Below are 24,526 nucleotides of genomic sequence, written 5' to 3' on the forward strand. Positions count from 1 at the left end.
TTCAGAGGACCCGTACCAAGTATGAAGCGGTGAACCTATTCGAATGAGTGGTAGTCGGGTTGGAATCAGTAACCAACGTCATCACGAGAACAGTTCTGTCTTGTTTCGGAGTAATCAGCTATACGCTGCGAAGAGTCGGTGTTCGACCGAGTGTCAGTGGGCGTAGAACGCAAATAGTAATTTATTACTTCGCGATAATCGACACGTGCGTCTTCTAAACTGAATAACGGAGGCGAATTCATCACTCGGTGTAACTGTTTCAGGGACGCGTGGCTGAACAACGTGTTTTCCGTACACTATTTCAATACGAATGCAATCAATATCGTTCGGGATTCGAGAGAACTACGCCGAAAGAATCTACGTGCCCTCTACGCTGGGATAGCAGCTGCTTCTCGCTCGAGAGGGACACAAAAATAATCGAGTTCAACTCGGCCGAGGGGCGGACCGCTTACGGTATCGAAAGCAGGTTCGAGAACGGCTATTCGGGCTCCGAGACGGTGACGGGGACGCTGGACGGCACAGTCACATACTCGTGTCGAGCGAGCGGCTCGCGATGAAACGGCCCCGGTTATCTACCGAATCGGCCCGCGAATCGGGAAATCGTCAGACGGGTGGCCGACGAGTGGCTGCCACGCGTCAGAAAACCATCAGCGGTTTTATCTTGGATGGTGTGGCACAGCGTAGTATGGGGTCGGGGACCCAACCGAGTATCGAGATACTACAGCAGATTGCGACAGCCGAAGGTGTCGATCCGACTGAACTCGAACCGCCGCTCTACAGCGTTATCGATCCGGACGCGCTCGATACACTGGTTCAGTCGATGGCCGACGGGACGACCACTGGCTTCGGAACCCAGACGGAGGCGACACGCTCGAAAATCGAGTTCACCTACTCCGGGTATACAGTTCGCGTGGACGAGACCGGCCGTGTCGACGTAAGGCCAACAACAGATCGTCTTTCAGAGTCACGAGCGAACTCGACGGAGGACGTCCAGAGTGACTGATAAGTGAATCGTCGAACCTAGGATTCGACCTGGATCGTGCCGTCCGCGGTTATCGTGACGAGACAGTCGCTGTACTCGAAGGAGACGGAGCCGTCGCTTCGGAGTCCGTTGGCACGCGGCTCGAACAGTCGTTCGAGGGCGTCAGCGTTGATTGCGTAGTGGAGCGGTTCGAGTTCAGTGACGTCTTCGTTGCAGGCGGTTGCAACGGCGGTTGCGACCGCGACACTGAGTGGTTCGTCGTCGAGACGGTCGTACTGAGTGGTATACGGCTCCCCTGTGCGTGATACTGATTGCGATGGTGAAGGCATTTTAGTCATTGCAGTAGCCCCCAATTCCGTGGAAGGTAGTCTTCCTTCACGGTTGACTGTAAAGAGGCTGACTGTTAATTGTGTAACCGTGCGCTCTCGGGAGGGTTAATTGATTAACCGCCCGGCGCGGAGAACGAGTCTTCGAACAGCGTCTCGAAGAGTTTCTGTTCGGAGGCACGGACGTGTTTGTGAAACGCGGGCGGGGAAATTTCGAGAGAGGACGCGATTTCTTCGCCGGTCGTGTGGCGCGGCCATTCGAAAAAGCCGCCGTGATAGGCGGTCTGAACGACCTCGCGTTGGCGATCGGTGAGTTGCTCGAGGATGGCGTTTCGGCTAGCGGGATCGAGCGACGGAGACGTGTCTGCAGGCTGGTCGCGGCGGGCGACGAGCGATGCGTGGACGTCGTTGTCGGCGAGTCCCGAGAGGAGGTCGCGGACTTCGATAGCGTCTGGAACGTCGAGGCGAGCGCGGGTCGAGCCATCCGCTGTGGCGACGATCGAGCGGAGTGTCCCGCCGTGGGACTCGACGATAGAGCCGAGGAACGGCTCCGTGAGTTGGAGTTGGAAGAGCGTTCGTCCCTCAGCAGTGGCGATCACCGAGGCATCGACGAACCCGGAGAGTTCTGACAGAAAAGGGAGTGACTCAGCGGATTCGGGAGACGACTCCGATTCGTCCGTCCCGAACTCGGTGCCGTTGACGGAGACGAAGACGAAGGCCCCATCCGTTCCGGCCGTTGCACCTTCGAGTTCAACGGTGGCGTCGAGTCGCGTCGCTAGCGCGGAGAGGAGCGAGCCCCGTTCGATTTCGAGTTCGACCTCGGAGCGGTCGTTGTCAGCGGCGGCCTGCCTGTGTTTGACGGTGTCGATCGCGTAGGCGATCGTTTCACCGAGTTCGGTGAGGATGTCCCGGAGTTGGAAATCGAAGGCATCGCGGTCGTCGGCGTAAAGCGCGAGGACGCCGTAATGGAACTCGTCGTAGACCAGCGGAACGGCGTAGACGGACTGGAAGGTTTGTGAGAGCGCTTCGGCCCGCCAGTCGCCGTCGTGGACCGCATCGGCGATGTTTTCGACGTAGGTGGGCGAGCGGGTGCGGGCGGTTCGGCCGGCGGGTTCGGCGGCGGAGTCGTCGACGGTTGTGACGGTGACGGCGTCGAGATAGCCGTGGTCACGACCGGCCTGGGCGCGGGGTCGAAGTTGGGTGCCGCTCGGGTCCGGAGTGCCGATCCAGGCCATCGAACACGCCTCGAGTTCAGTGAGTCGGCTGCAGATGCCCCGTTCGATTTCGGAGCGCGTGTCGCTCAGCAACAGGAGTTGCTCGATGTCCTGTCGAACACGGTTGGCGGCATTGAGGCGCTCGAGGCGGGTGTTTTGACGTTTGAGTTCGCGCTCGCGGTCGTGGAGGCGGCTGGTTCGACCGATTCGATCGAGGGCAGCCTCGGCGGTGCGGGCGAATAGCTGGGCGAGTTCGACCGTTTCATCGTCGTACTGCCCGGGTTCGCGCGAGGCAGCCACGAGGACGCCGTGTTCGCCGAGGGGAACGTAGAGACCGCTCCGGACGGCTGTCGACTCGTCGAAGGCGAGGTCGGCGTCGGTGACATCGTCGTAGACGGCTGGGGTGCCGGAGACGAACGTCTCCCAGGTGATGCTCCCGCCGGGTTGTAATCGGGGGAGTTTGCCGACGACGGATTCGAAGGCGGTTGCGTAGGCGGCCGGCACGAGTTCGTTTTGCTGGTCGTCGAAGCGGTAGACGCCGGCGTCTAGGTCGAGAACATCGCCGGCAACGTCGACGATGTATTCGCAGGCGGTCTGTTTGGATTCGACGGTGAGGAGGCGGCTCGTGGCGTCGTGGATGGCATTGAGCGTCTCCTGGTAGTGGACGCGTTCGGTGACGTCGACGGCGGTGCCGATGATGCGTTCGATAGTGGGGTCGTCACCGGTTGCTGTCGCGCCGTTTCCGGGGGCTCGGTTTGCCATAATCGGCCGGCACCAGGCCTCGAGAACACGACCGTCGATTTCGTTGTGAACGTGGATGGGATATCCTTCGAGTGCGGCGCGGAAGTCGGCCCAGACCTTGGGATGATCGTCGAAGATGTCCAGAACCGACCTGCCGACGACTTCGGCGGGGACGGTGTCGAGACGGTTGAGCCCCTGGCCTTCGGCGAGCGTCACCGTGCCGTCGGGATCGAGCGTGAACAGAATAATGGGGGCGTTGTCGACGATCGCCTGCAGACGTTCGGTACGCACTTCGAGTTCGCGTTCGCGTTCGACGCGGTCGGTCACGTCGCGGAAGTAGACGGAGATGCCGGTCGGTGACGGGTAAATACGGGTCTCGATCCACCGATCGTAGGGGCCGTAGTACCGTTCGAGGGCACGCGGTTCTTGCTGGTCCATCGCCTCGAGTGCGGCCGTCTGAAAGTCCGTCCCGGCCATGTCGGGGAATACGTCGAGAATCGGTTGTCCGAGAAGCGTCTCCCGATCGGCATCGAGGGTTTCTGCGGCCTGTTCGTTGACGTACGAGAACCGCCAGTCTGCATCGAGCGCGAAGAACGCGTCCGTCACGCGGCGGAACGACTCGTCGAGTTCGCGTTCGACGCGGTGGAACTCGGTGATGTCTCGAGCCGAGACGATGATGCCATCGACGAGTCCGTCCCCGAGTCGGTTCGTCAGGGTCGCCTCGTGGATACACCAGGTGTCGGATTCTGTGCCGGTCTGAAACTGGTATTCGATCGTCTCGGACGTGCCGGCCGCGGCGGTCCGAACGGCCGCGATGGTCTCGCGAACCTGCGCCGTATCGTCGGGGTGAATCCGCTCCAGAAAGTGTGTCCCGAGCAGTGCCTGCAGGTCGTCTCTCCGGGCGTGGATACCCGTCGGTTCGTTTCCGTTCGGGCCATCCTCATCACCCATGGGCGGACAGCAGTACGTGATCTCACCCGTCTCGTCGAGGACGAATAACAGATCCGACGAGCGCTCCAACAGCGACCGATACCACTCCGCCTGGCCCGACTGGAGCCGTTGCACTGCACTGAACTCGACCGCCCGGCGAAGCCGATGTTCGAGCAGCGATTGCGTCTCGATCGTCTCCCGTGGGACGAACTCGACCGACGGCGAGTCAGTGTTAGTGTCAGTATCAATGTCACCAGCCGAATCGGAGACGACGACGATCGTGAACTCGTCCGCTTGCAGATCCGTGGATAGCGACGGATCGTCGGTGAGCAGGCAGTCCGGTTGCGATTCGGAATACGAATCGAGGTTGAGTTCACGTCGGGCGTCGAATTCGACGGTATCGTCGGCGGTAGTATTGCCAGTGAGATCGTCGGCGGTAGAGACGAGGAGGGCGCTGTCAGCGAGCGTCTCCGAAACGGTTCGGCGGAGCGCTGCCGAGCCAGCGACGAGGACGTGGAGCGTCTCTGGGGAGGACCACCGTGGAGGCTCGGGTGTGGGGGGCGTCTCGAGCCGATCGTTCATACACCCACTGAGTGAAGCAACGGTAAAAACGTCGCGTCGATATGGGGTGTGGAGGAGTGGAAGTGGCTACTGTGGAGTCGCGTGCCTGGGGAGGAAGACTGTCAGCGTTCAAACGCCGATCGCCACGCCGTCCTTCCGGGGTTCCGTTGCACCGGCGAGCGTCTCCCCGGTTCGGCGGACGAGCTGTGCGCCGCCGAACATGACCGGCGGGAGCACGCGAACGTCGTGTCCTCGCCGCGCGAGTGATGTCTGCGCGGGAAGCCGTTCTTCGACGCCGAGCGTGCCGTCCTCGCGATGGCGCCACCGTGGGGCGTCGAGTGCAGCCTGGGGAGCCATCTCGTAGTCGAGAAGGTTGGAGAGCACCTGAACGTGACCCTGGGGTTGCATATAACCGCCCATCACGCCGAAGGCAAGCCAGTCGTCCGGCCCGAGTTCAGCGATCGCCGGAACGAGCGTGTGGAAGGGGCGCTTGCCGGGTTCGAGCCTGTTCGGATGGTCGGGATCGAGCGAGAACGACGCACCGCGGTTCTGCAGCGCGATACCGGTATCGCCGGCGACGAGGCCGCTGCCGAATCCGGCGAACCGGGAGTTGATGTAGGAAACGAGATTGCCCGCTTCGTCACCGACGGTCAGTAAGACCGTATCGGCGTCCTCAGCGGGCGCGTTCGGGACGCCCACCGGCGGCTCTCGAACGGCCGTCTCGCCGATCGCACGGGCGCGCTCTCGTGCGTAGGAGTTCGAGGCGAGCGGGGGCACCGTCTCGTAGGCCGGATCGGTGATGTAGTGGTGACCGTCGACGAAGGCCAGTTTCGTCGCCTCCGCGAAAGCGTGAATCCGTTCGGGCGAGTCGTAGGCGTACTCGCCGGCACCGATCTCCTCGGCGATGTTCAGCGCTTCGAGCGCGACGAGTCCCTGATTGTTCGGCGGGAGTTCGTAGACCGTCGCGCCGTTGTAGGTCGTCCGCACCGGCTCGACGAACTCGGGCTCGAACGAGGCGAGATCGGCGTGCGTCATAGCGCCACCGGCGTCCCGGACCTCCCCGACTATCGCGTCGGCGATCGCTCCCTCGTAGAACGCGTCCGCGCCCCTATCCGCAATCTGCTGGAGTGAGGCTCCGAGTTCGGGGAGCGTCACGATCTGACCTGGCTCCGGACTCTCACCGTCGAACAGGAAGGCATCGCGAGCGTGTTCGTCGGTAAACAGCTCCTCGGCCCCGTCCCAGTGGCGGGCGATAACTGGCGAGACGGGGTACCCCTCCAGAGCGTAGTGAATCGCCGGCTCGAGCACGTCGGCGAGCGACCGCCGACCGAACTCCCGAACCGTCGCCTCCCAGCCGCGGGCGGTCCCCGGGACGGTGACCGCGTGCGGCCCGAGAAACGGCATCCCCAGGTCGGTCGCATCAGCCCCGCCATCGACGGCGTAGCCGCGCGACTCCGGATAGTACCGTCCCGGCTCGGCTGTCGTCTCGAGCGCTTCGGTTACGGTTTCGATCGTCGCCCCGGCCGGCGCGCCGCCACAGGAGCGCATCGCACCGACCTCGCCGTCGGCGGTTCGATAGAGGGCGAACACGTCGCCGCCGAGCCCCGTCGAAGTCGGTTCGACGACGTTCAACGCGGCTGCCGTCGCCACGGCGGCATCGAAGGCGTTCCCGCCGTCTTTCAGGATCGAAACACCCGCCTGTGCCGCGAGCGGCTGACTGGTCGCAACCATTCCGCCGGTCGCGTAGGCCGTCGAGCGCCGCGAGTCGAAGCGATCGAGGTCGATCTGATCGTTCACTGTGGTCACAATAACCATACGAACGCGACTCGTCAAAAGAACTCGTGGTCAACGTATCAAGACGAGGGGAGCCGACGGAATCCGAGACGGGTACCGCGACCGACCGCCGGGAGCAGGGTAGCCAGTGCGAAACCGGTCGGCAATGCGTGCACTCGTCGAAAGCGACGCCCGAGAAACACGACGACGCGACAAACCGTCCCGGCCACCGACGGACGCAGCACCGATCGTATCACAGCACATCCAAATTACCATGGGACAAGAGTACTGCGTATCGGCGGACTACGTGCTGTACAGGTGCACGAATATATCGAATGTACGGGTTGCGGGTTCGTTCTTCGATCGAAGACCACCACCGCTCCACAACCCCGTAACTGGGACCTCTGTCCCGGTTGTGGCGGAAGTGACTTCGGATTTACCGGTCCGTGAGTCGACCGCACGAGTTCAGTTCTCGCCCGGGACGACTGGCTCGTGAACTGCACGGTACCCGTTCTCGATCGTCTCGATACCCGTCACCTCCCGAAGCAGGAGTTCGCGTTCCATTTTCGTGACGACCGGCGTCTCGTAGTGGACGGCATCGTACGAACACGCCGTCCCGTCCGCCTGGTGCTGTTGGCGCTCGACGAACTCGCGATGGCGCTCGAGACGCGTTCGAGCGACCGATCGAGAGAACGACGGCACGTTCTCGACCCGGTCCTCGAAGTCGTCCAGAAACGCCGGTTCGAGCTCGTTTCCGAGCGAGTGTCGGCCGGCGCACATGGCTGCGAGCGTCGTCGTCCCGGTACCCCAGAACGGGTCGAACACGGTATCGCCGTACGTCGAATACATACTGATCAGGCGGTAGGGGATCTCGAACGGGTACGCGGCGGAGCGCTCGCGACGGTCGTCCGACGCATCCGTCTCCGGAAGGTCCTGCAGTTCGCCCTGCACGTCGGTCCACACGTCTGAAAACCAGCGGTTCCGTTCCTCCCAAAAGTACGCCGCCTCGTACCGCCGATCCGCGCCGGGTTCGAACTCGCGGCTGTCGCCGCCGTTGCGAAAGAGCAGGATGAACTCGTGTTCGAGGGTAACGTACGCGTTCGGCGGGAGCGTGCCGCTGCCCATGAACTTGGCGGCGCTGTTGGTCGGCTTGCGCCAGAGCACGTCGGGCAGCGGATCAAAGCCGCGGGTTTCGAAGGCCTCGAGAACCCGGGCGTGGTTCGGGAAGACGCGAAAACTTCCGTCGACGGATCTGGTCGCGTCACCGACGTTGATACAGGCGATACCGCCGTCGACGAGCACGCGCTCGAGTTCGTCCCAGACGCGGTCGAGTTGGGCGTGCATGGCGTCGAACGCGCGGCGGCCGTCGCCGTCGTCGAGGGCCACACCGATATCGGGATCGAGTTCGGTAAAGAGATCGTCCCACATCTCGATCATGGGGTACGGTGGGGATGTGACGACGAGTTCGACGGAGTCATCGTCGATCGTCTCGAGGGTCCGAGAATCGCCGACGAAGACGCGATGGGTCGTCTCCATTGCGTTCACACTGTCGGCGTCGGGCCCTTAGCTCTTCGTCAATCGCGTCGGCGGCGAGTGTGTTGAACGCAGACCGCAGCCCTATTCCTCGTCGTCGTCTTCGGTTTCGTCGGCTGTGTCTGCGTCTGCATCCGTGTCAGTGTCAGTATCAGTGTCGGTATCTGCGTCTTCGTCCTCGTCACCCGCTTCGTCCGCTTCCTCCTCGGTCTCGTCTTCGTCCATCGCTGCTTCGTCGCTCGACTCGTCTTCCTCCATCAGATCCGTCGCCGGCTCGAACTCTTCGATCGGTTCCCAATCCTCCGTGTCACCGGCGAACCGACGCCGCAGATACGCGACGGCGGCGGCGACGCCGAGGACGAGTACCAGCCCCAAGAATCGGCTCGGTGATTTCCCGGTGTCCGTTTCCGACTCGGCCGTCGTCTCTTCGGTCACCTCCGTGATCTCCTCGACCGGGGACTTGCCGGTTGCAGTCTCTCGCACGTCTTCGATAATCTCGGGCTCCTCGACATCTGAGAGCGGCGTCTCCTCGATCGAGGGGGACTCACGACCGGCTAGAAAACCGACTGCCGCCCCCAGTCCGAACGCGCCCGCAGCGAATGCGAGCGGTCGCTTTCTCGGCCCCCGTGACCCCTCGGCTTCTTCGACGGCCTCCAGGATGGAATCACGCATCGACGAGTCCAGCCCTCTGTCGATTGCTTCCTTGACGATGAGTTCGGAAAGTGTGTCCTGTTGTTTTGTGTCCGGCATAATCCGCTACGTCAACACGACCCTACATAACTCTGTGGACCGTTTTCCAGACAGTGAGCACGACCACGTGACGTAACACCAACCTACCGCGTTCAACGACGTCCACGGGTGCCCGTCGCCACAGCATCACCGAAGCAGACAGAACACGCACCAATACACTGTTTCCGGCGTATATATCCCCCTCACACCGGCCCAGAACGCAGTAACCATCGGATAACGAAACCCCGTTCGGACGAACGACGGCGCAGTGATATCGTGAGCGTCATCCGGCACCCGGGCGTCCTCGGGCAGCGGACCCGCCGTCGGCTCGTCGGGCTTGCCGCCGCACTGACGGTCGCCGTCGTCGAAGCGCTCGCCGTCAGCCTCTGGTTCGGCCTCGTTATCACCGCTCGAACGATGACGACGGCCTTCGTCGGACTCGGGATTCTTCTCTGCGGCTCGCTTCTCCGGATCGCCATTTTCGAGACGACGATTACCGACTCAACGCCACGGCTCACGCTCGAACGGGTCGGAACCGCGCTCACGCTCACCGCTGGCTGGGTCGTCTGGCTCCTCCTCGCCGAATTCCTCGGCGGCGTAACCGGTGTCCTCGTCGCAACGATCTGTCTCACCGGCGCTCTCACCGCCCAGTTCTGCTTCGAGTGTTACGTCTTCCACTCCGTGACCCCGACTCCCTCCTCTGTGACCCCAGTCCGTTCCGCCGCAGTTCTCGCCCTCGGCGCGGCTGCGCTCCTCACAACAGCCTGGTTCGTCGACTGGACGATCAGCTCCCCGCTCGCTGAACTCGACGCCGGAATTATCGCCATTCGGATCGAAACGATCCAGCTTGCCGCGGTCGTGTTCGGTCTCTGTGCCTTCCTCGCCCACCAGCACCGCTTCCAGCGGCTACTCGAACCCGACCTCTAAACTCACCCGATCAGTCGTCGATTCGCTCGTGCGTGATCGTATTTTTCTCCCGGTACACGACCGTGACTCCGATCGGGTCGCGATCACCCTCTGTACCGGTCTCACCATCGACGGCGACGGTCGTCGTATCGCCCTCGGTGACGGTCTCGTACTCGTCCCAGCCGGCCGGTTCGGACCGCGTCGGTTCGACGACGATACCCAGGGCATCGGCATCGATCTCGTCGCCACCGGCGTGTTCGACGGTCACCTCGCCGTCGTCCGCGTCGTAGTCGATATCGAACGCGGCGTCGGGAACGACCACGTGACTGCGAATCTCGCGTGGCTCGTCCGGAACGACCCACCGGAAGGTGAGTTCGGTCCCAGCGTCGAACTCGCCGAGTTCGAGTTCATCACCCGCGGACAACGTGTCGTATCGGTCCGACGGCTGGCTGTCGCCGGGCTCGCCGTCCACGAGCAGTTCGAAATTGGCGGCGTCTCGGCTCGTCTCCTCCCGGTAGACGGCCACGATCCCGTCCGCGCGCTCGCCGATGCTAAAGGCCCACCGCGGCTCCGGCCGGAAGTTGAAGAGTGAACTCTTCGAAACGTAGTTCTCGCCTTCCTGTACGAGCATGACAGCAATGCTGTCCTCGACCCCGACGTCTTCGAGGACGATGCTGTCGCCGGTGGTCAGCGTGTCGTACGCCTGGGCGAACAGGTCCTCGTCCACGCTAGACGGTCCGTCACGACGATGGGCGACACTTAGGGTCGACGGATCAGCGGGTTGGTTGCCGGTGTAGACGAGTTCAACCTCGCCGTTGTCGGGATCGTACGCGGCGTCGAACAGCGCCCGACTGACGGTCGTTTGGCTGATCGAATGCTCGGTGTCGTCGGGGCCTTCCCAGACGAGTTTAACTCTCACAAAGGGCCTCACGTCGACGGTGAAAGCGTCGCCGGGTTCGAAGGTCTCGTACTCGTCGGTCGGCTGCACGGCCGTCGGTTCGTCGCCGAGCCGAAGCGAAAGGTCATCGGCATCGATCGCATCGCCCTCCACGTAGTCGACCGTAAGCGTTCCCTCGGCGTCGTCGTACGCCAGATCGACGTGTGCGGACGGGCGGATCACCCGGTCCGCGATAACGGTGGGCTCGTCCGGTTCGAGCCACTCGATGGCGACGTGGGTGCCGTAGTCGATGTCCCCGAGTTCGACTTCGTCGTTCGCAGACAGGGTCTCCGTCACGTCGGTAAACTGGACATCGGCAGGCTCGTCCTCGACCAGCACGCGGAACTCGTCGGCGTCACGGTCCTGATCGCCCCAGTATCTGGCGGTAACAGTGTCGTTGCGGCCGGAGAGATGCATTCGTGGCGGGCGAACCCGGAAGTGGACCAGGGATCGCCGTCCCCTGTTTGGATTGGCCGGCACCGCCAGTTCGAGCATCACTCGGTTGCCAAGCGTGACATCCTCGACTGTGATCGTCTCGCCCGCGGTGAGCGAGTCGGAGACATCGAGTTCTAACTGCTCGCGACCGGCGGCACCGTCATCCCGCACCAACTCGAGGAGATCCGGATCGGCCTCGCGTTCGCCGACGTAGGTAATGTCGACGGTGTCCGTCTCGTCGTGGGTCACGTCGAACGACTCCGAGCCGACGGTGATCGTCTCGTAATAGTAGTAGACGTCCTCGTCCTCGTCGAACCAGCGCAGTCCGACAGCTGCGAGCGGGCCCGTTTCGAGTTCGAATGTATCGCCTTCGTCGAACGTCGCGCGGTCGTCTGCGAGTTGCTCGGCGGCGAGTTCACCGTTTTTCCACAGTTCCAGGTTGTCAGTATCGATCGATTCACCGGCCACGTGTTCGAACGTCACCACGCCCTCGTCGGCGTTCGAGCGGGCCTGAACTCGGGCGTCGGGTGCAGCGTCTCGGTCGCGTTCCGGCGGCTGCTCGACGACCGCGTCGACGTGGACGACATCGCCCGATCGGTCGATCGTCGTGTCGAGGACCTCACCCTGTTCGAGCCGTTGGAGGCGGTCGTTGACCCACTCGTCGTCAACGTCCGCATCGGCGGCCAGGTGAAACACGTATCCGTTTTCGAGAGTCCCGTCATCGCTTCGTTCTGCGGGCGGCAACTTGGACCCGATCCCCACCGCCTCGACCGTGCCGTCATTGAACTCGCGGGACGAGGTCGTGGAGACGTTCGGGACGAACGTAACGTACGACATCGAACCGAGGTAGTCGAACGTCGCCTCGGTCGTTTCGGGATCGGTGATGACGGTCGCTTCGTCTCCGTTTGCTGTTGCGATAGCGGTTTCGACGACAGAGCGACTGCCGTCGCCACTCGCGATCACCAGTTTTCCATCGGCAGCCGCGAACGCCTCGTCATCGACCTCGCCGACGGTCCAGCCGTCGATCTCGTCGTCGCCGGCGTCAGGTTTGTCGAACGATCCGGTGGTGACCGAGAGTTGTGTCGCTTCACCGGCGGCGAACACGATTTCAGCAACCGAGTCGGCATCGACGTTGTCGAACTCGTCTACCACACCGTGGGTACCCAGGTACCCGGGCCGGGATTCCTGGGAATCGATCTGCGAGTAGACGAGGTGCTGATAGCTCGTTTCGAGCGACGATTCTGCGGGAACCAGTTCGAGGGTGGACTCGAGGTCGGACGGGAGGGACGTCCGCCTGTCGGCAGCATCCGCCGCCGCTGCACCGGTGTATCCCGAGAAGGCGATGGCTGCGACGGTTCCGCTTCCGACGATTAGTTCGCGTCTTCGCATGCACGACCTGTTGCGAACGTTTCTCCTTCAATCTATTGGAAACATAAAGAGTATTTCTGAGGTTTATTTCACGGATTCTAACTCGAGGTGTTGCGGATGCGTCACCGTTCAGCCGACGGCGATCGCCGGTACCGTCTGTTACCGACGGAGCCGTGCGACCGCCGGCTCTGCGTTTCGGTCGAGTTCAACCAGGCCGTCGGCTTCTAGATCCGCCAGCAATCCGCGGAGCCACTCGCGGCCGTACTCACCGTTTGGCGCGTAATCGACGCGAACTCGGTGACCCAGCGTATCGAGTTCGAGTTCGTCGTACTCTCGAAGGGTTCCGATCACGCGGCCGCGGAACTGGCGGCGGCTGCCCTCGAAACTGGGTTGAGTCGGCACGTCCGGCGCGGTAAAGTCGCCGGTGGCGTAGGCGCTGCACCACTCGCGCCACGGACAGCCGGCTTCGTCACACGCTGGCGTCTGCTCGCAGGCGACGCCGCCGAGTTCCATGATGGCGTTGTTCCAGACTCGCGAGCGGTCAGCGGGCATGAGATCGCTCGCGGCGTCCTCGAACGTCGAATCGTCGTCGGGAACGTCGAACGCGCGGTAGAGCACGCGCTTGACGTTCGTATCGACGACGGCGTCGCCGTTGTTGAAGGCGAAGCTTGCGACGGCGTTTGCGGTGTACGGGCCGACGCCCATCAGCTCCTGAAGTTCGTCGGGTGACTCCGGAAAGTGGCCGTCGTAGTCCGATTCGATCTGTCCGGCGGCTTCGTGGAGGTACTTCGCCCGATTGTTGTATCCCAGGCTGTGATCCGTCCAGAACCCGACGACATCGGCTCGGTCGGCCGCCGCGAGTTCAATTGTGGACGGCCAGCGCTCGAGGAACGCCTCCCAGGCCTCGACGACGCGGTCGAGTTGGGTCTGCTGGCTCATCACCTCGCTGACGAGGATCGCGTACGGGTCGTCGGTCCGTCGCCAGGGGAACTCGCGGTGGTCGGCCTCGTACCAGTCGATCAGCGCGTCGCGAACGCTGTCGCGGTCGTCGGGGAGGCTCCACGCCGGTGCTGCCTCCGTGTCAGTCATCGGTGACACTTGGCGGATGGACGGTTTAGGGATGGTGGTGTCGATCGATCGCGAACGCTGACAACGTTCGTCGAACGGTCGTTCGCGCATCGCGGGCGGCTCTCGCGGCTCCCGGATTCGATCAGGAAGCCGCACAGTCTCCGTCCCGCTAGAGAACGTTTATGTTCATTGCTACCGTAACACACAGTGTAGCGGCACCGCGAGGACACATCGGACGACCTCCGTCGATCCGTTCGCAAGAACCGGTTGCGGAGGATCGGAGAAAATCGAGTATCACGTCACAAGGATACGAGATGCGTACTCCGAAGGAGAACCGAACGGTTCACCACTCGTCTTCCATGGAAGACGACGAGAAGGCCAAGTAACGGATTCCAGGTAACTGGCGTTCGTGAATCTGGCAGACGCCAGCACGGCCGTACGGACCGTCGAACGAACTCCCGTCCGGGTCCAAGTCGCGGGGCTGTCGCATTTTTCGGCGGCACAATTGCGTCGATAGTCGATCGTAACCGGCCCGCCGGAACGATGCCGACAACCGTACGCCTAAGCCGTCGCAGTCATTCGATCCACCCATGCGAACGCCAGCACAGAACGGCGAACTGGCACTCCTACTCGAGGTCGCAAGCACCCCGAAACCGGGGAACGTCGACCGCCACCGCGATCTCGACGACCTGCGATTCGAGCACTTTCTCGCGGGCGCGGTCGGCGCTCGGGACGGACTCGAAATGGCCGCGACCGACTCAGCGATCGGTCCCGCCTTCGAACGGGCTATCGAAGGGATGGCCGCACAGGAAGGTGACAACACGCAGTTCGGCGCACTGCTCTTGCTCGTGCCGCTCGTGCGAGCCACGCGGAACGATCTCTCCCGATCAGCCGTCGAATCGGTCGTCGAGCAAACGACCGTCGACGACGCGGCAGCCTTCTACCGCGCGTTCGAACACGTCGACGTTTTCGTCCCCGATCCGCCGGCGGACATGGCGCCGCTCGACGTTCGCCGAGGGTCCGACGCGATCCCCGCACTCGAAGCGCGCGAGCTCACGCTGGTCGACGTGATGGACCGAAGCGTCCCCGGCGACGACGTCGCCCGCGAATGGATCACCGGCTTCGAGCGCTCGTTCGCCGCAGCCGACCGCCTCGAAACAAAGTCAGGTCCGCTGCCCGACCGCGCTGCAGCGGTCTTCCTCTCCCTGCTCGCCGACCGCCCCGACACCCTGGTCGCAAACCGACGCGACGAGACCACCGCGCGGGAGGTGAGCCAGCGCGCCGCCGCGCTGGTCGACCGCAACGCCATCGCTACTGATCGGGACGCCGTCGAAACGTTCGCAACCGAACTCGTCGATCGCGGAATCAATCCGGGAACGACGGCGGATATCACCGCGGCCGGGCTTTTCATCGCCCTCGAGCGCGACACAGTCGAGATATGAACGACGGAAGCGACGCGGACACACACAGCGGGGACGAAACGAGCCACCCGTCCGGGGGGACAGCCTGGCCCGCACCGCTCTCCGGCGTCACCGAATCCATCGTCACGACGCTCGGCCCCAACGACCGCTGGAACGTCGCCGCACTCGGATTGTTCACCGACGATACCGACGCCGACGACAGCGTCGATAACGCCGATTCCAACGCGGCCAGCGACAAGCGCCCACCCGAAACATCACCAGTCACCGCTCGAACCTGGGGCAATACCCGCACCCGCCGGAATTTCCACCGACAGGGCGAGGCTTACATCCAGTTCGTTACCGACCCCGTCGTCTTCGCCGACGCCGCCCTCACGATCTCCGAACTCGACTCCCCCGTCCTCGACGCCGCCAACGCCTGGGCGCGAGTCTCCGTAACCCCGATCGATTCCGGCACGGACGACGGCACAACGTGGGAACAATGGGAACTCGAACCGATCGAAACCGGAACCGAACGCGAGACCGTCCCCACGATCAATCGCGGCTTCAACGCCGTCATCGAAGCGACTGTCGCCGCCTCGCGACTCGGCGTTTCCGGCTACGACGACGCAACGTTACGGAACCGACTCGAGTTCTTCGCGTCGGTCGTCGACCGCGCCGGGGGACCGCGAGAACGACTGGCCATCGAACGCGTTCGAGACCACGCTGAGTGGTAAGACGCGCAAGGGACCTGCTGCAGTCCAGTCTCGAACTCGCGACCGCAAAACGGCTCGAAAGGGCGGTACCGACTCGGGTGAACTCGAATCCAGAGACAACCCGGCGTGGGGAGCAACGGGAACAAAACGAAAGAGAAAGGGATTAAGAGCCTCTGGGCGGAACGACCCTGTATGGCAATCAAACCGGCCTACGTCAAGAAGACCGGGAACCTCCTGCTGGAGCGGTACCCGGACGCGTTCACGACCGACTTCGAACAGAACAAAGACAGCGTCGACAAGCTCACCAACGTCGAATCCAAGGGCGTTCGAAACCGCATTGCAGGCTACGTGACGCGAAAGAAGGGCGCGCAGGTTCCCGCGTAATCCGTCGAGTTCTCGTCTTCAGTTGTCCCGGCCGGTGAGCCGCTCGCTCGGCGATTACTTGGAAGACCAACTGAGAATCAGGTTGCATTTCGGCACTACGCGAGCCACGGTGGCCGCGCCAGATCCGTTCATCCCATTCCTGGTCGGTTCTCGAGGCGAGCGGATACCCCGACGGCCGCGTCTCCGAGCCGGCGGATCGATTCTTGCGGATCGGCCGCCAGAACGCGAGACGGGCTCAGGTGCAGAGGGTGACACTACGCCACCAGTGGCCCGATTCAGCTCCCTCTCCGTGAACGCTGGCCGCGAAAAACGCGATCCGACGACAACGCCGTCAGTAATCGAAGCCGAGTTCCATATAGAACGCAGCAACGAGCGCGACGACCGCCACGAGCAGCGCGAACAACGAGCCAACGGTCCCGGTCAGAATCGAGAGTTCGAGTCCGACGACCGGCAGCGTCGACCCCTGGAAGCCAGTCCAGAAGAACAGGACCGCGACGAGCGCACTGAGCGCCGAGAGGACGGTCGCCCCGATGCTAAACGGCGTCTCGAAAAGCCCGGGTTCGCGTGACCCTGAACTCGTCGTCGTATCCGTCATTGGTTCGCCTCCGGACCGGTCCGACGAGTGCTCGGCACAGCCGCCAACAGCGACGAACGCACTCTGTTCGAACCACCGTCCGCAGCTGTAGTCGATCCAGGAACCCGTCCCGCCGACGGACACCCCGGCGACACTGCCGGACGACCGCCACTGACATCGAATCGGGTCTGTCGAGAGTTCATCGGTCGGAAGATACCGCCCCGTTTTCTTAATTTCTTCTATGGGCGTCGCAGCGACTGCGGCCCACAGCCGCAACCTGGTCGTCGATCTGTCTCTCAAAAGTGCCCATATGTAAATAAAAATGGCTGTGAGAGCGCGTGCGATACGAATCCAAACGGTTTTGCGGCCACGATACACAGTGACACAAAATGGCAGTACGAGTAGGCGTACTCGGCGCGACCGGCGCTGTTGGACAGCGATTGATTCAGCTTCTCGATCCACACCCCAAGTTCGAACTCGCCGCCCTGACAGCGAGCGATTCGAGTGCCGGCAAGACGTACCGACAGGCCGCCAAGTGGCGCGTCGATAGCCCGATCCCGGCCGATGTCGCCGAGATGACCGTCCAGGCGACCGAACCCGATGCGATCCCGAACGACATCGACTTGCTGTTTTCCTCGCTCCCCTCGAGCGTCGGCGCAGCCGTCGAACCCGGCTTCTGTGAGGCCGGCTACGTCGTCTCGTCGAACTCGTCGAACGGGCGAATGGACGACGACGTACCGCTGGTGATCCCGGAGATCAACGCCGAACACCTCGATCTTCTCGAAGTCCAGCGCGACGAGCGCGGCTGGGACGGTGCGCTGATCAAGAACCCGAACTGCTCGACGATCACCTTCGTCCCGACGCTCGCCGCGCTGACGGAGTTCGGCCTCGAAAAGGTCCACGTTTCGACCCTGCAGGCCGTTTCCGGAGCCGGCTACGACGGCGTCAGCTCGATGGAAATCATCGACAACGCGATCCCCTACATCGGCAGCGAGGAGGACAAACTCGAGACCGAATCCCGAAAGCTCCTCGGCGAGTTCGACGGCGCGTCGCTGACCCACAACGACGTGGCCGTGTCGGCGTCCTGTAATCGCATCCCGACGATCGACGGCCACCTCGAGAACGTCTGGGTCGAGACCGAAGCCGAACTCGACGCGGCAGCCGCCGCCGAAGCGATGGAGGCGTTCCCCTCGCTCGACCTGCACTCCTCACCGGATCCGCTGATCCACGTCTTCGACGAGCCGGACCGGCCGCAGCCGCGGATGGACCGGACCGTCGGCGGCGGGATGGCGATCGCAGCGGGCGGGATGCAGGAGACGCCGTTCGGGCTGCAGTACAACTGTCTGGCCCACAATACGATCCGCGGAGCTGCCGGCGCGAGCGTACTGAACGGCGAGTTGCTCGCCGAGAACGGCTACCTGTAACGACGGCCCCCGTCATCGGCGGCAGCGGCCCGAGTGCGGACGCAAACGGCATTTTCGATCGAGTTCGAATGTCGGCCATCCCACGCTATTTTGGCACGGGGCCCAAATAGATACGATGCTAACGGTGTGATATGCTTCCAGTCATCTCCGATCCTGAATCGCTGACCCCGCTTGTCGGTGCAACGGCGGACACGGACGCCGACATCGATATTCTTGCCGATCGCCACCGTCGAGCGGTCCTTCGCTATCTTGTGACGCACGCCCCGACGGAACGGGTTTCACTCGCCGATCTCGCAGATTTCGTCGTTCTCGAGACGGACGCGGACGACCAGCGCTCCGGCGTCCTCGCCACGACCGGCGACGCGCTGTTTGGCACCCGAAAACGAGTTCACAGTTCGCTTCGGCACAACCACGTCCCGCGGCTCGCGGAAGCCGGGCTGGTCACGTTCGATCCGGACGCGAACACGGTGGCGCTCCGTGAGGACGGAGAAGCGGTGGCCGCAGAACTCGAGCAAGCGGGTGCTGAGAGAGATGTTGCTGAGGATGAAGCGACGATCGCCTGAGCCTGAGAACGGTTTGGAGAACGGGCGAACGTAAGGACTGAGACGAAAACCGCGTACGAGGCGGAACGAATCAGGAGTTCTGTGGCAGTGCGACGACGGGGACAAACCCGCTCTTTATCAGTTGTCTGGCGACATCGCCGGACAGGAGTTCGGCGATTCGATTGCTTTTTCGAGGGGTGAACACGACGGCTTCTGCGTCCCGGTCGGTTGCGGCCCCAAAGATCGTCTCGGCGACGGCGGTGCCGTAACGGACCTCGGATTCGATCGTCGCCGATGAGTCCGCAAGCGGCTTGCGCGCGGCCGTGAAGATTTCGTCGGCGTACTCCTTGCGCTGTTCGGGCGAGGCCTTGTCGATCGCCCCACCGCCTTTCTCGATGACGTTGACGAGAACGACGTGGCTGCTGTCGGTGAGATGCGGAACGAGTGCTGTCGTCGTCTGCTTGCCGTCGTCGGGGTCCGCGACGGGAACGATCACCGTTCCGTCGAAGGTGAGTGTCATCGTCGCCTCCGCGTGCCGGATGAACGCCACGGGCACTGTTTGCGCCCTCCGTCGAACGCTTCGGTAGCGGCGATAACTGTGGTGTGCATAGTGGCACATCGCGGGTGCGGGGCAAAAAAGTATCCGCAGTGGAGGTTCGAGCGGACGAGACGTGCGAGGACGCGGACGGTTTCGGAACCGACCCCGATCCCGATCAGCACCCGAGCAGCGATCACGTCAGAACTCGAGCGGAGTGGCGTTACAGCGAGACCCGATTGACGAGTTCGTCGCGGTCGGCGGTGTAGCGCCGGACGTTTTCGGCGACGATGTCAGCGAGACGATCGTAGTAAGCCGGCGTGTGGCCGGCGTTGTGGGGGGTGAGCTGGACGTTTTCGAAGGTCCACAGCGGGTGGTCCTCGGGGAGCGGTTCGGGGTCGGTAACGTCGAGGGAGGCACCGCGGATGGCTCCCGACCGAAGCGCGCTCACCAGTGCGTCGGTGTCGACGACGGGGCCCCTGGCAATATTGACCAGGACGGCCTCGGGATCGAGCGTGACCAGTTCCTCGGTGTCGATCAGGCCGCGCGTCGTTTCCGTGAGCGGGCAGGCCAGGACGAGGTAGTCGGTTCTCGCGAGGGCGTCGTCGAACGCATCGCCATCGAAGCCGACGACCTCGTCCGTCGGGCCGCCCTTCTCGGGCGAGTAGCGGACGCCGATCGTCTCGACGCCGAACGGGTCGAGGCGGTCGCAGACGGCCCGGCCGATCGCACCCAGTCCGACGACCGTCACCGTCGCTCCCTGGAGTTCGTGCGCCTTGTAGTGGCGCCACTCCCGGCGGCGCTGTCTGCGCGCGCCGACGTGAAACCGTCGCGTGAATCCCAGGATCGCCCCCAGGACGTGCTCGGCGATATTCGGCCCGTGGACGCCGGATGCGTTCGTCACCGTGACACCCCGCTCCGAGAGTTCATCGAGCGGTAGGTGGCCGGTACCGGCATACGCGCACGCGAAGACGTCGAGGTCGTCGGCGCGGTCGAGCAGGTCTTTATCGAGCATCATGCCGGTGACGAACGCGGCGGACCGGATGGCCTCGCGTTCGGCGGCGGGCGTTCGGGCGAGAGAGACGGTGTGATCCGGAAGTCGGTCACGGAGCGCGCCGGCGTACTGTTCGACGGGGACGCCGTGGGTCCCCTTCCGGAGGACGAGCACGTCCGGTTCGGTTCCGGTAGTCGTCTCATCCGTGCGTCCGCCCTCATCAGTACTTCCGGGACGGTCATCGCGCCCATCGCTCGAGTGCGTACTCATACACGTGCCCTCGCGTGGAACGGTCAAAAACGTTGACGGCGTGCGGGCGCTGACACCCGCTGTTCGCGCACGCGTCGTCGCACGCAGTCGGTTCCAGACGCGAAATACAGGTACTTTAATACGGGCCACTGATTCCACACGGAGTATGGAACGCGTTGAGGTCGCGGTCGTCGGTGGCGGTCCCGCAGGTGCCACCGCCGCCGAACGGGCCGCCGCACACGGAGCCGAGACGGTCCTCTTCGAGCAGGGAGTGCCCCGCGAAGACCGCGAGGGGCTCGGACCGGACTCGACCGACGCCGCCGGAATGCTCGACTACTGGATCGACATCATGGACTTCGACTACGCGGAGATCCCGGACGATGTCGTCCTCCAGGAACTCGAGGGAACCGAGTTCGTCGGACCGAACAGCGCCGTCGAGTTGACGACGACGGGAATGGACGCCAGCTATCCGAAGTTCGGCTACACCTTCCACCGAGCGCGGATGGACGACTGGCTCTACGAGCGTGCGACCGACGCGGGGGCCGACCTGCGCGTGGGAACCGGCGTCTCGGATCTGGAGACGGATCTCCGCTCGTCGAGCCCGAAGGGACCGACGCACACGCTGACGCTCTCGAACGGCGATCAGATTGAAGCCCAGTACGTCATCCTCGCCGATGGCCCACAGCGACGCATTACGCTCGAGGCACTGGATCAGTTCACGCCACCGGGGCGAAGCATCGCCGACGCGCTCTCGCCGCCGACGGCGAACCACATCGCCTACCAGGAGTATCGGGAGTTCCCCGAAGAGCTGTTCGACCCGGACTGGCTCAAATTCTGGTGGGGATACATGCCGGGCGAAACCGCCTATCCGTGGGTGTTCCCCAACGACGGCACCGTCGCCCGCGTCGGGTTGACGATGCCGATCGGGATGGAACTCGACGACGTCGATAACCCGGCGTCCTACGCGCTACTCGACTCCTCGGACGAGCGACTGCCGTCGGGCTCGGAGTACATCACCCGCCTCTTAGAGCACGAGTTCGGCGACGAGTACGACATCGAGTCGGACATGCCGATCGTCGAGGACCGCGGCAAGTCGACGGGCACCGAAACGTACCCGATCTCCTCGACGCGGCCGATCGACTCGCCCGTCGGCGCGAACATCGCCGTGGCCGGCGGCGCGATGGGGACGACCTCCGCCTTCCACGAGGGTGGGTATCACGTCGCCGTCCGCACCGGCAAGATCGCCGGCCGTCTCGCCGCGACGGACTCGCTCGAGCACTACAACGATCTCTGGAAGCGCGCGATCGGTGACGAGATCCTCCGGAACGTCGCCTTCGCCGACATCGTCGCGGACTACGAACCCGGCGACTGGGACCGAGCGTTCGACATCGTCACCGACATGCAGGGCGGGAGCGGCGAGAACGTCCTGCTCAACCGGACCTACGGTGCCGGTATCGCCGCGTCAAAACTCCTCGTTTCGTACAAGAAACGGAAGTTCACCTACCGAAACGGCACGTACGTGCAGTTCGACGCGGGCGATTATCACTACTGACTCCTGACCTCGGACCCCCGACTCGACTGGCGTGCACTCGTCCCCGGCCTGCTCCTACGCGGGAGTCTTTTTCGGGGTCGATGTGGAAGTGGTCGTATGGATTCTGATGGACACGCGGATCCGCCCGCGGACGACACCGCCCGAGCCGACGGCTCGGGCCACCGCGTTCCGGAGGGACAGGCACCCGAGGAGTACGGCGACCACCGCGGCCACGGGGAGCACGACGAACCCGAACACGAGCACCGAAGTCGCTGGCCGTTTATCGCCGCGATCGGCGCCGCCTCCCTCTACGGCGGCTTCGCGTTCTTCATCTTCGGGGCCGAAACCGAACTCGTGCCGCGCCCGATCGGTATCGGCCTCGCCGTCGTCGGCGCGGCCGCACTCCTGGCTGGTATCGGAGGCTGGCTCAACCAGGCGTTTCTTGCACCCGCGCGCGAGGGACAGGAGCCACACAAGTCTCGGGGATCGTACGTCTCGACCACGATGCTCTTTCTCACGACCGACGTGTCGACGTTCGGCGGCCTGTTCATCTACTACTTCTTCATCAGGGTGGGGACGTGGCCGGCCGCAGAACTCCCTCCGCTGCTCGGCTCGCTCGTGGTCATCAACACCACCCTTCTGGTCACCAGCAGCATTACCCTCCACTACGCTCACGAAGCGCTCGGCCACGGCAACAGGCGACGCTTTCTCACACTGCTCTGTGCGACTCTCGCACTCGGCGTCGTCTTCCTCGCCGGCCAGGCCTACGAGTACTACGAGTTCATCATCGCGGAGGGCTTTTCCCTCACGAGCGGCATCTTCGGGAGCGCCTTCTTCGGGTTGACCGGACTCCACGGCTTCCACGTCGCGCTCGGCATCGGCGCGATCGCCATCCTCTGTTGGCGGGCGCTTCGCGGCTACTACGGACCGGACCGCGATACCTCTATTGCGACCGTCTCGCTGTACTGGCACTTCGTCGACGCCGTCTGGCTGTTCCTCGTGGTCGTCCTCTACGTCGGCGCCTCGATCTGAGAGGACTCACTCGAAATCAAACTCGAGACCGACGGTGACGACCCCCTGGCCCTGGTCGACAGCGTTCGCTGATCGCTCGACACCGCTGAACTCGAGCGACTGTGCCGGCGCGAGGGCTCCGTTCGGCTCCGTAAAGAGAAAGGCACGATACGACGGTGCACGATCGTACGTGATGACGTTCGTCTGATACGAGCGCTCGAACCGCTCCGGTTGCCAGTCGAGTTCGGATGCGGCGACTGTGACTCGGCTCCCAGGGCGAAACTGGTAGGGAAGGAGCAGTCCGTGATCGACGGTCTCCGTCTCGGGTTCCTGAGATGTCGAGTCGGTACGTGCGCTCGCGCCTGACGTTCCCAACAGCGCGCCCGTCGAGACGGCACCGCATTTGACGAACGTCCGTCGCGCCATCGGCCATTGCGTATTCTCGCACATGCGCTGGTCCCCGACTACCAGCGGTGATATAATCATTTGGCATGATGACACAACGGTCGAAAGAGGTTCGTGACCCCAGTACAAACACCCCTCGTGATTGCTACCAGCGCTGAATAAACCGTTTCGGGGTAATTCAAGACGATGACACGTTCAGATTCAGCCGTAACAGAGCTTTATCCTGTTGGGGCTGGGCAGGGATCAGTGAATGTTCTTCCAAGAACCCGAACTCCAGTACGAGGTCACCGTCGAGCAACCGGACCCGCACTTCGCAAAACTCCTGCAACAAGCGATCGGCGGGCAGGAAGGGGAGATGCGCGTTGCCATGCAGTACATGTTCCAGGCCTGGGCGCTCCCGGAAGGCTACGAAGAGTATCGAAACCTGCTGATGGAGACCGCCGCCGAGGAACTCGGTCACATAGAAATGCTCGCAAGCGCCGTGACGAAGAACCTGCGCGGTTCGCCAAAACAGATGAGCGAGGATGCACAGGAAACCGCGGCGACGGCCGCCGCGATGACCGGGCAGAATCCGCGGCAGTTCCTCTCGGCCGGCCAGTCGGCGATGCCGGTCGACAGCAACGGCGTTCCGTTCACCGGCGGCTACATCGCCGCGTCAGGCAACCTTGCGGGTGATCTCTACGCGAACGTGATGGCCGAAGCGACCGGCCGAACTCTCGCAACCCGCCTCTGGGAGTACACTGACGACCCCGGCATGAAGGACATGCTGTCCTACCTCATCGCGCGGGACACGATGCACCAGAACCAGTGGCTACGCGCGCTGGAGACGCTCGACGATCCGGTTCCGGTCCCCGCGAGCTTCCCGCAGGAACAGGAGAACCAGGAGTTCAACTACACGTTCATCTCGACCAGACGGGAGGAACAGCCCGATCCGGGCTATCCGTGGACCCAGGGCGAGTCGCCGGACGGAATGGGAGAGTTCTCCTACGCCGCCGAACAGCCGGGTGACGGTGAGGTCATCGCTCCACAGCCCGACCCGATGACGAACGACGAACCGAATCGGACGAGCGAGTCGGACAATTCGGACGACTCGACCACGTCGAGCAAATAGCCACCGCCGTTGAGATTTCCCGCTGTGGAACCGGCTCTCCGAGAGCCGACGGTTGGGTGCCATCGTTCGGCCGACTGCCATCGTCCGGGATGTTCGGCGAACGGTTAGCGTATAATGTGCAGGCTCGTGGCCGAGCGGTGAGAACGCGAG

At 63.4% G+C, this 24,526-nt stretch carries 21 protein-coding genes; 10 read left to right on the forward strand and 11 right to left on the reverse strand.

Annotated elements, in window-relative coordinates:
• Positions 1 to 685: 685 nt before the first annotated feature.
• Entirely contained in the window at positions 686 to 1,003 is a 318-nt protein-coding gene (locus C481_RS09840; protein WP_006109043.1) for a HalOD1 output domain-containing protein, read from the forward strand.
• Between the two features lie 17 nt (positions 1,004 to 1,020).
• On the opposite strand, the gene C481_RS09845 is transcribed toward C481_RS09840, so the two are convergent.
• From C481_RS09845 to C481_RS09865, 5 genes are all read right to left on the reverse strand, one after another.
• The gene (locus C481_RS09845; RefSeq protein WP_006109044.1) at positions 1,021 to 1,311 is read right to left on the reverse strand and encodes a HalOD1 output domain-containing protein; all 291 of its coding nucleotides are present in this window, start codon (positions 1,309 to 1,311) and stop codon (positions 1,021 to 1,023) included.
• A gap of 113 nt (positions 1,312 to 1,424) precedes the next feature.
• Positions 1,425 to 4,775 carry a GAF domain-containing protein gene (locus tag C481_RS09850; RefSeq protein ID WP_006109045.1) on the reverse strand — a complete coding sequence of 1,117 codons (3,351 nt, stop codon included), beginning with the start codon at positions 4,773 to 4,775 and terminating at the stop codon, positions 1,425 to 1,427.
• A 108-nt stretch (positions 4,776 to 4,883) separates the two neighbouring features.
• Positions 4,884 to 6,569, reverse strand: a complete 1,686-nt coding sequence (locus C481_RS09855) for a gamma-glutamyltransferase family protein (protein WP_006109046.1) — start codon at positions 6,567 to 6,569, stop codon at positions 4,884 to 4,886.
• A 423-nt stretch (positions 6,570 to 6,992) separates the two neighbouring features.
• On the reverse strand, positions 6,993 to 8,063 hold the full coding sequence (locus C481_RS09860; RefSeq protein ID WP_006109047.1) for a DNA-methyltransferase: 1,071 nt from the start codon (positions 8,061 to 8,063) through the stop codon (positions 6,993 to 6,995).
• Between the two features lie 81 nt (positions 8,064 to 8,144).
• Entirely contained in the window at positions 8,145 to 8,810 is a 666-nt protein-coding gene (locus C481_RS09865) for a hypothetical protein (RefSeq protein WP_006109048.1), read from the reverse strand.
• Between the two features lie 255 nt (positions 8,811 to 9,065).
• On the opposite strand from C481_RS09865, the gene C481_RS09870 reads away from it, so the two are divergent.
• Positions 9,066 to 9,716 (forward strand): hypothetical protein, encoded by a 651-nt coding sequence (locus C481_RS09870; RefSeq protein ID WP_006109049.1) that lies wholly within the window; start codon positions 9,066 to 9,068, stop codon positions 9,714 to 9,716.
• 10 nt (positions 9,717 to 9,726) lie between these two features.
• Here the strand turns inward: C481_RS09870 and C481_RS09875 are convergent, their stop codons facing one another.
• Together C481_RS09875 and C481_RS09880 are read right to left on the reverse strand one after the other, a co-directional pair.
• Positions 9,727 to 12,456, reverse strand: coding sequence for a type IV pilin N-terminal domain-containing protein (locus C481_RS09875; protein WP_006109050.1), 2,730 nt, complete (start codon positions 12,454 to 12,456; stop codon positions 9,727 to 9,729).
• 138 nt (positions 12,457 to 12,594) lie between these two features.
• The gene (locus C481_RS09880) at positions 12,595 to 13,524 is read right to left on the reverse strand and encodes an HhH-GPD family protein (RefSeq protein WP_006109051.1); all 930 of its coding nucleotides are present in this window, start codon (positions 13,522 to 13,524) and stop codon (positions 12,595 to 12,597) included.
• A gap of 569 nt (positions 13,525 to 14,093) precedes the next feature.
• Between C481_RS09880 and C481_RS09885 the strand changes: the two genes are divergently transcribed.
• From C481_RS09885 to C481_RS09895, 3 genes are all read left to right on the forward strand, one after another.
• Complete coding sequence (locus C481_RS09885; protein ID WP_006109052.1) at positions 14,094 to 14,945, forward strand: triphosphoribosyl-dephospho-CoA synthase; 852 nt, start codon at positions 14,094 to 14,096, stop codon at positions 14,943 to 14,945.
• A complete protein-coding gene (locus C481_RS09890) occupies positions 14,942 to 15,637 on the forward strand; it encodes a DUF447 domain-containing protein (RefSeq protein ID WP_006109053.1) in 696 nt (231 codons plus the stop codon). The genes C481_RS09885 and C481_RS09890 overlap by 4 nt, the downstream gene beginning before the upstream one ends.
• Before the next feature lie 171 nt (positions 15,638 to 15,808).
• The gene (locus C481_RS09895; RefSeq protein ID WP_004267024.1) at positions 15,809 to 16,000 is read left to right on the forward strand and encodes a 30S ribosomal protein S17e; all 192 of its coding nucleotides are present in this window, start codon (positions 15,809 to 15,811) and stop codon (positions 15,998 to 16,000) included.
• A 331-nt stretch (positions 16,001 to 16,331) separates the two neighbouring features.
• Here the strand turns inward: C481_RS09895 and C481_RS09900 are convergent, their stop codons facing one another.
• Complete coding sequence (locus C481_RS09900; RefSeq protein WP_049904577.1) at positions 16,332 to 16,595, reverse strand: hypothetical protein; 264 nt, start codon at positions 16,593 to 16,595, stop codon at positions 16,332 to 16,334.
• A gap of 368 nt (positions 16,596 to 16,963) precedes the next feature.
• On the opposite strand from C481_RS09900, the gene asd reads away from it, so the two are divergent.
• Together asd and C481_RS09910 are read left to right on the forward strand one after the other, a co-directional pair.
• Positions 16,964 to 17,998, forward strand: coding sequence for an aspartate-semialdehyde dehydrogenase (asd, locus tag C481_RS09905; protein ID WP_006109057.1), 1,035 nt, complete (start codon positions 16,964 to 16,966; stop codon positions 17,996 to 17,998).
• Between the two features lie 131 nt (positions 17,999 to 18,129).
• Complete coding sequence (locus C481_RS09910) at positions 18,130 to 18,561, forward strand: DUF7344 domain-containing protein (RefSeq protein ID WP_006109058.1); 432 nt, start codon at positions 18,130 to 18,132, stop codon at positions 18,559 to 18,561.
• Positions 18,562 to 18,631: 70 nt separating this feature from the next.
• Here the strand turns inward: C481_RS09910 and C481_RS09915 are convergent, their stop codons facing one another.
• Complete coding sequence (locus tag C481_RS09915; RefSeq protein WP_049904578.1) at positions 18,632 to 19,060, reverse strand: universal stress protein; 429 nt, start codon at positions 19,058 to 19,060, stop codon at positions 18,632 to 18,634.
• 238 nt (positions 19,061 to 19,298) lie between these two features.
• Complete coding sequence (locus tag C481_RS09920; RefSeq protein WP_006109060.1) at positions 19,299 to 20,339, reverse strand: D-2-hydroxyacid dehydrogenase; 1,041 nt, start codon at positions 20,337 to 20,339, stop codon at positions 19,299 to 19,301.
• Positions 20,340 to 20,484: 145 nt separating this feature from the next.
• Here C481_RS09920 and C481_RS09925 point away from each other — a divergent pair, with 145 nt between their 5' ends.
• Together C481_RS09925 and C481_RS09930 are read left to right on the forward strand one after the other, a co-directional pair.
• On the forward strand, positions 20,485 to 21,870 hold the full coding sequence (locus C481_RS09925) for an NAD(P)/FAD-dependent oxidoreductase (RefSeq protein ID WP_006109061.1): 1,386 nt from the start codon (positions 20,485 to 20,487) through the stop codon (positions 21,868 to 21,870).
• A 96-nt stretch (positions 21,871 to 21,966) separates the two neighbouring features.
• On the forward strand, positions 21,967 to 22,881 hold the full coding sequence (locus tag C481_RS09930) for a cytochrome c oxidase subunit 3 (RefSeq protein ID WP_006109062.1): 915 nt from the start codon (positions 21,967 to 21,969) through the stop codon (positions 22,879 to 22,881).
• A gap of 6 nt (positions 22,882 to 22,887) precedes the next feature.
• Here C481_RS09930 and C481_RS09935 read toward each other — a convergent pair whose 3' ends face one another.
• Positions 22,888 to 23,310 (reverse strand): hypothetical protein, encoded by a 423-nt coding sequence (locus C481_RS09935; protein WP_152422166.1) that lies wholly within the window; start codon positions 23,308 to 23,310, stop codon positions 22,888 to 22,890.
• Positions 23,311 to 23,515: 205 nt separating this feature from the next.
• On the opposite strand from C481_RS09935, the gene C481_RS09940 reads away from it, so the two are divergent.
• Positions 23,516 to 24,376: a manganese catalase family protein gene (locus C481_RS09940; protein ID WP_006109064.1), complete on the forward strand. Its 861-nt coding sequence runs from the start codon at positions 23,516 to 23,518 to the stop codon at positions 24,374 to 24,376.
• The last annotated feature ends 150 nt before the right edge of the window (positions 24,377 to 24,526 follow it).

It is taken from the genome of Natrialba asiatica DSM 12278 (assembly GCF_000337555.1).
Lineage (GTDB): Archaea > Halobacteriota > Halobacteria > Halobacteriales > Natrialbaceae > Natrialba > Natrialba asiatica.

Bases quoted from the DNA above. Each gene is read 5' to 3' on its own strand.
- C481_RS09840 (WP_006109043.1), top strand. From the start codon at position 686: ATGGGGTCGGGGACCCAACCGAGTATCGAGATACTACAGCAGATTGCG.
- C481_RS09845 (WP_006109044.1), bottom strand. From the start codon at position 1,311: ATGCCTTCACCATCGCAATCAGTATCACGCACAGGGGAGCCGTATACC.
- C481_RS09850 (WP_006109045.1), bottom strand. From the start codon at position 4,775: ATGAACGATCGGCTCGAGACGCCCCCCACACCCGAGCCTCCACGGTGG.
- C481_RS09855 (WP_006109046.1), bottom strand. From the start codon at position 6,569: ATGGTTATTGTGACCACAGTGAACGATCAGATCGACCTCGATCGCTTC.
- C481_RS09860 (WP_006109047.1), bottom strand. From the start codon at position 8,063: ATGGAGACGACCCATCGCGTCTTCGTCGGCGATTCTCGGACCCTCGAG.
- C481_RS09865 (WP_006109048.1), bottom strand. From the start codon at position 8,810: ATGCCGGACACAAAACAACAGGACACACTTTCCGAACTCATCGTCAAG.
- C481_RS09875 (WP_006109050.1), bottom strand. From the start codon at position 12,456: ATGCGAAGACGCGAACTAATCGTCGGAAGCGGAACCGTCGCAGCCATC.
- C481_RS09880 (WP_006109051.1), bottom strand. From the start codon at position 13,524: ATGACTGACACGGAGGCAGCACCGGCGTGGAGCCTCCCCGACGACCGC.
- C481_RS09885 (WP_006109052.1), top strand. From the start codon at position 14,094: ATGCGAACGCCAGCACAGAACGGCGAACTGGCACTCCTACTCGAGGTC.
- C481_RS09890 (WP_006109053.1), top strand. From the start codon at position 14,942: ATGAACGACGGAAGCGACGCGGACACACACAGCGGGGACGAAACGAGC.
- C481_RS09895 (WP_004267024.1), top strand. From the start codon at position 15,809: ATGGCAATCAAACCGGCCTACGTCAAGAAGACCGGGAACCTCCTGCTG.
- C481_RS09900 (WP_049904577.1), bottom strand. From the start codon at position 16,595: ATGACGGATACGACGACGAGTTCAGGGTCACGCGAACCCGGGCTTTTC.
- asd (WP_006109057.1), top strand. From the start codon at position 16,964: ATGGCAGTACGAGTAGGCGTACTCGGCGCGACCGGCGCTGTTGGACAG.
- C481_RS09910 (WP_006109058.1), top strand. From the start codon at position 18,130: ATGCTTCCAGTCATCTCCGATCCTGAATCGCTGACCCCGCTTGTCGGT.
- C481_RS09915 (WP_049904578.1), bottom strand. From the start codon at position 19,060: ATGACACTCACCTTCGACGGAACGGTGATCGTTCCCGTCGCGGACCCC.
- C481_RS09920 (WP_006109060.1), bottom strand. From the start codon at position 20,339: ATGAGTACGCACTCGAGCGATGGGCGCGATGACCGTCCCGGAAGTACT.
- C481_RS09925 (WP_006109061.1), top strand. From the start codon at position 20,485: ATGGAACGCGTTGAGGTCGCGGTCGTCGGTGGCGGTCCCGCAGGTGCC.
- C481_RS09930 (WP_006109062.1), top strand. From the start codon at position 21,967: ATGGATTCTGATGGACACGCGGATCCGCCCGCGGACGACACCGCCCGA.
- C481_RS09935 (WP_152422166.1), bottom strand. From the start codon at position 23,310: ATGTGCGAGAATACGCAATGGCCGATGGCGCGACGGACGTTCGTCAAA.
- C481_RS09940 (WP_006109064.1), top strand. From the start codon at position 23,516: ATGTTCTTCCAAGAACCCGAACTCCAGTACGAGGTCACCGTCGAGCAA.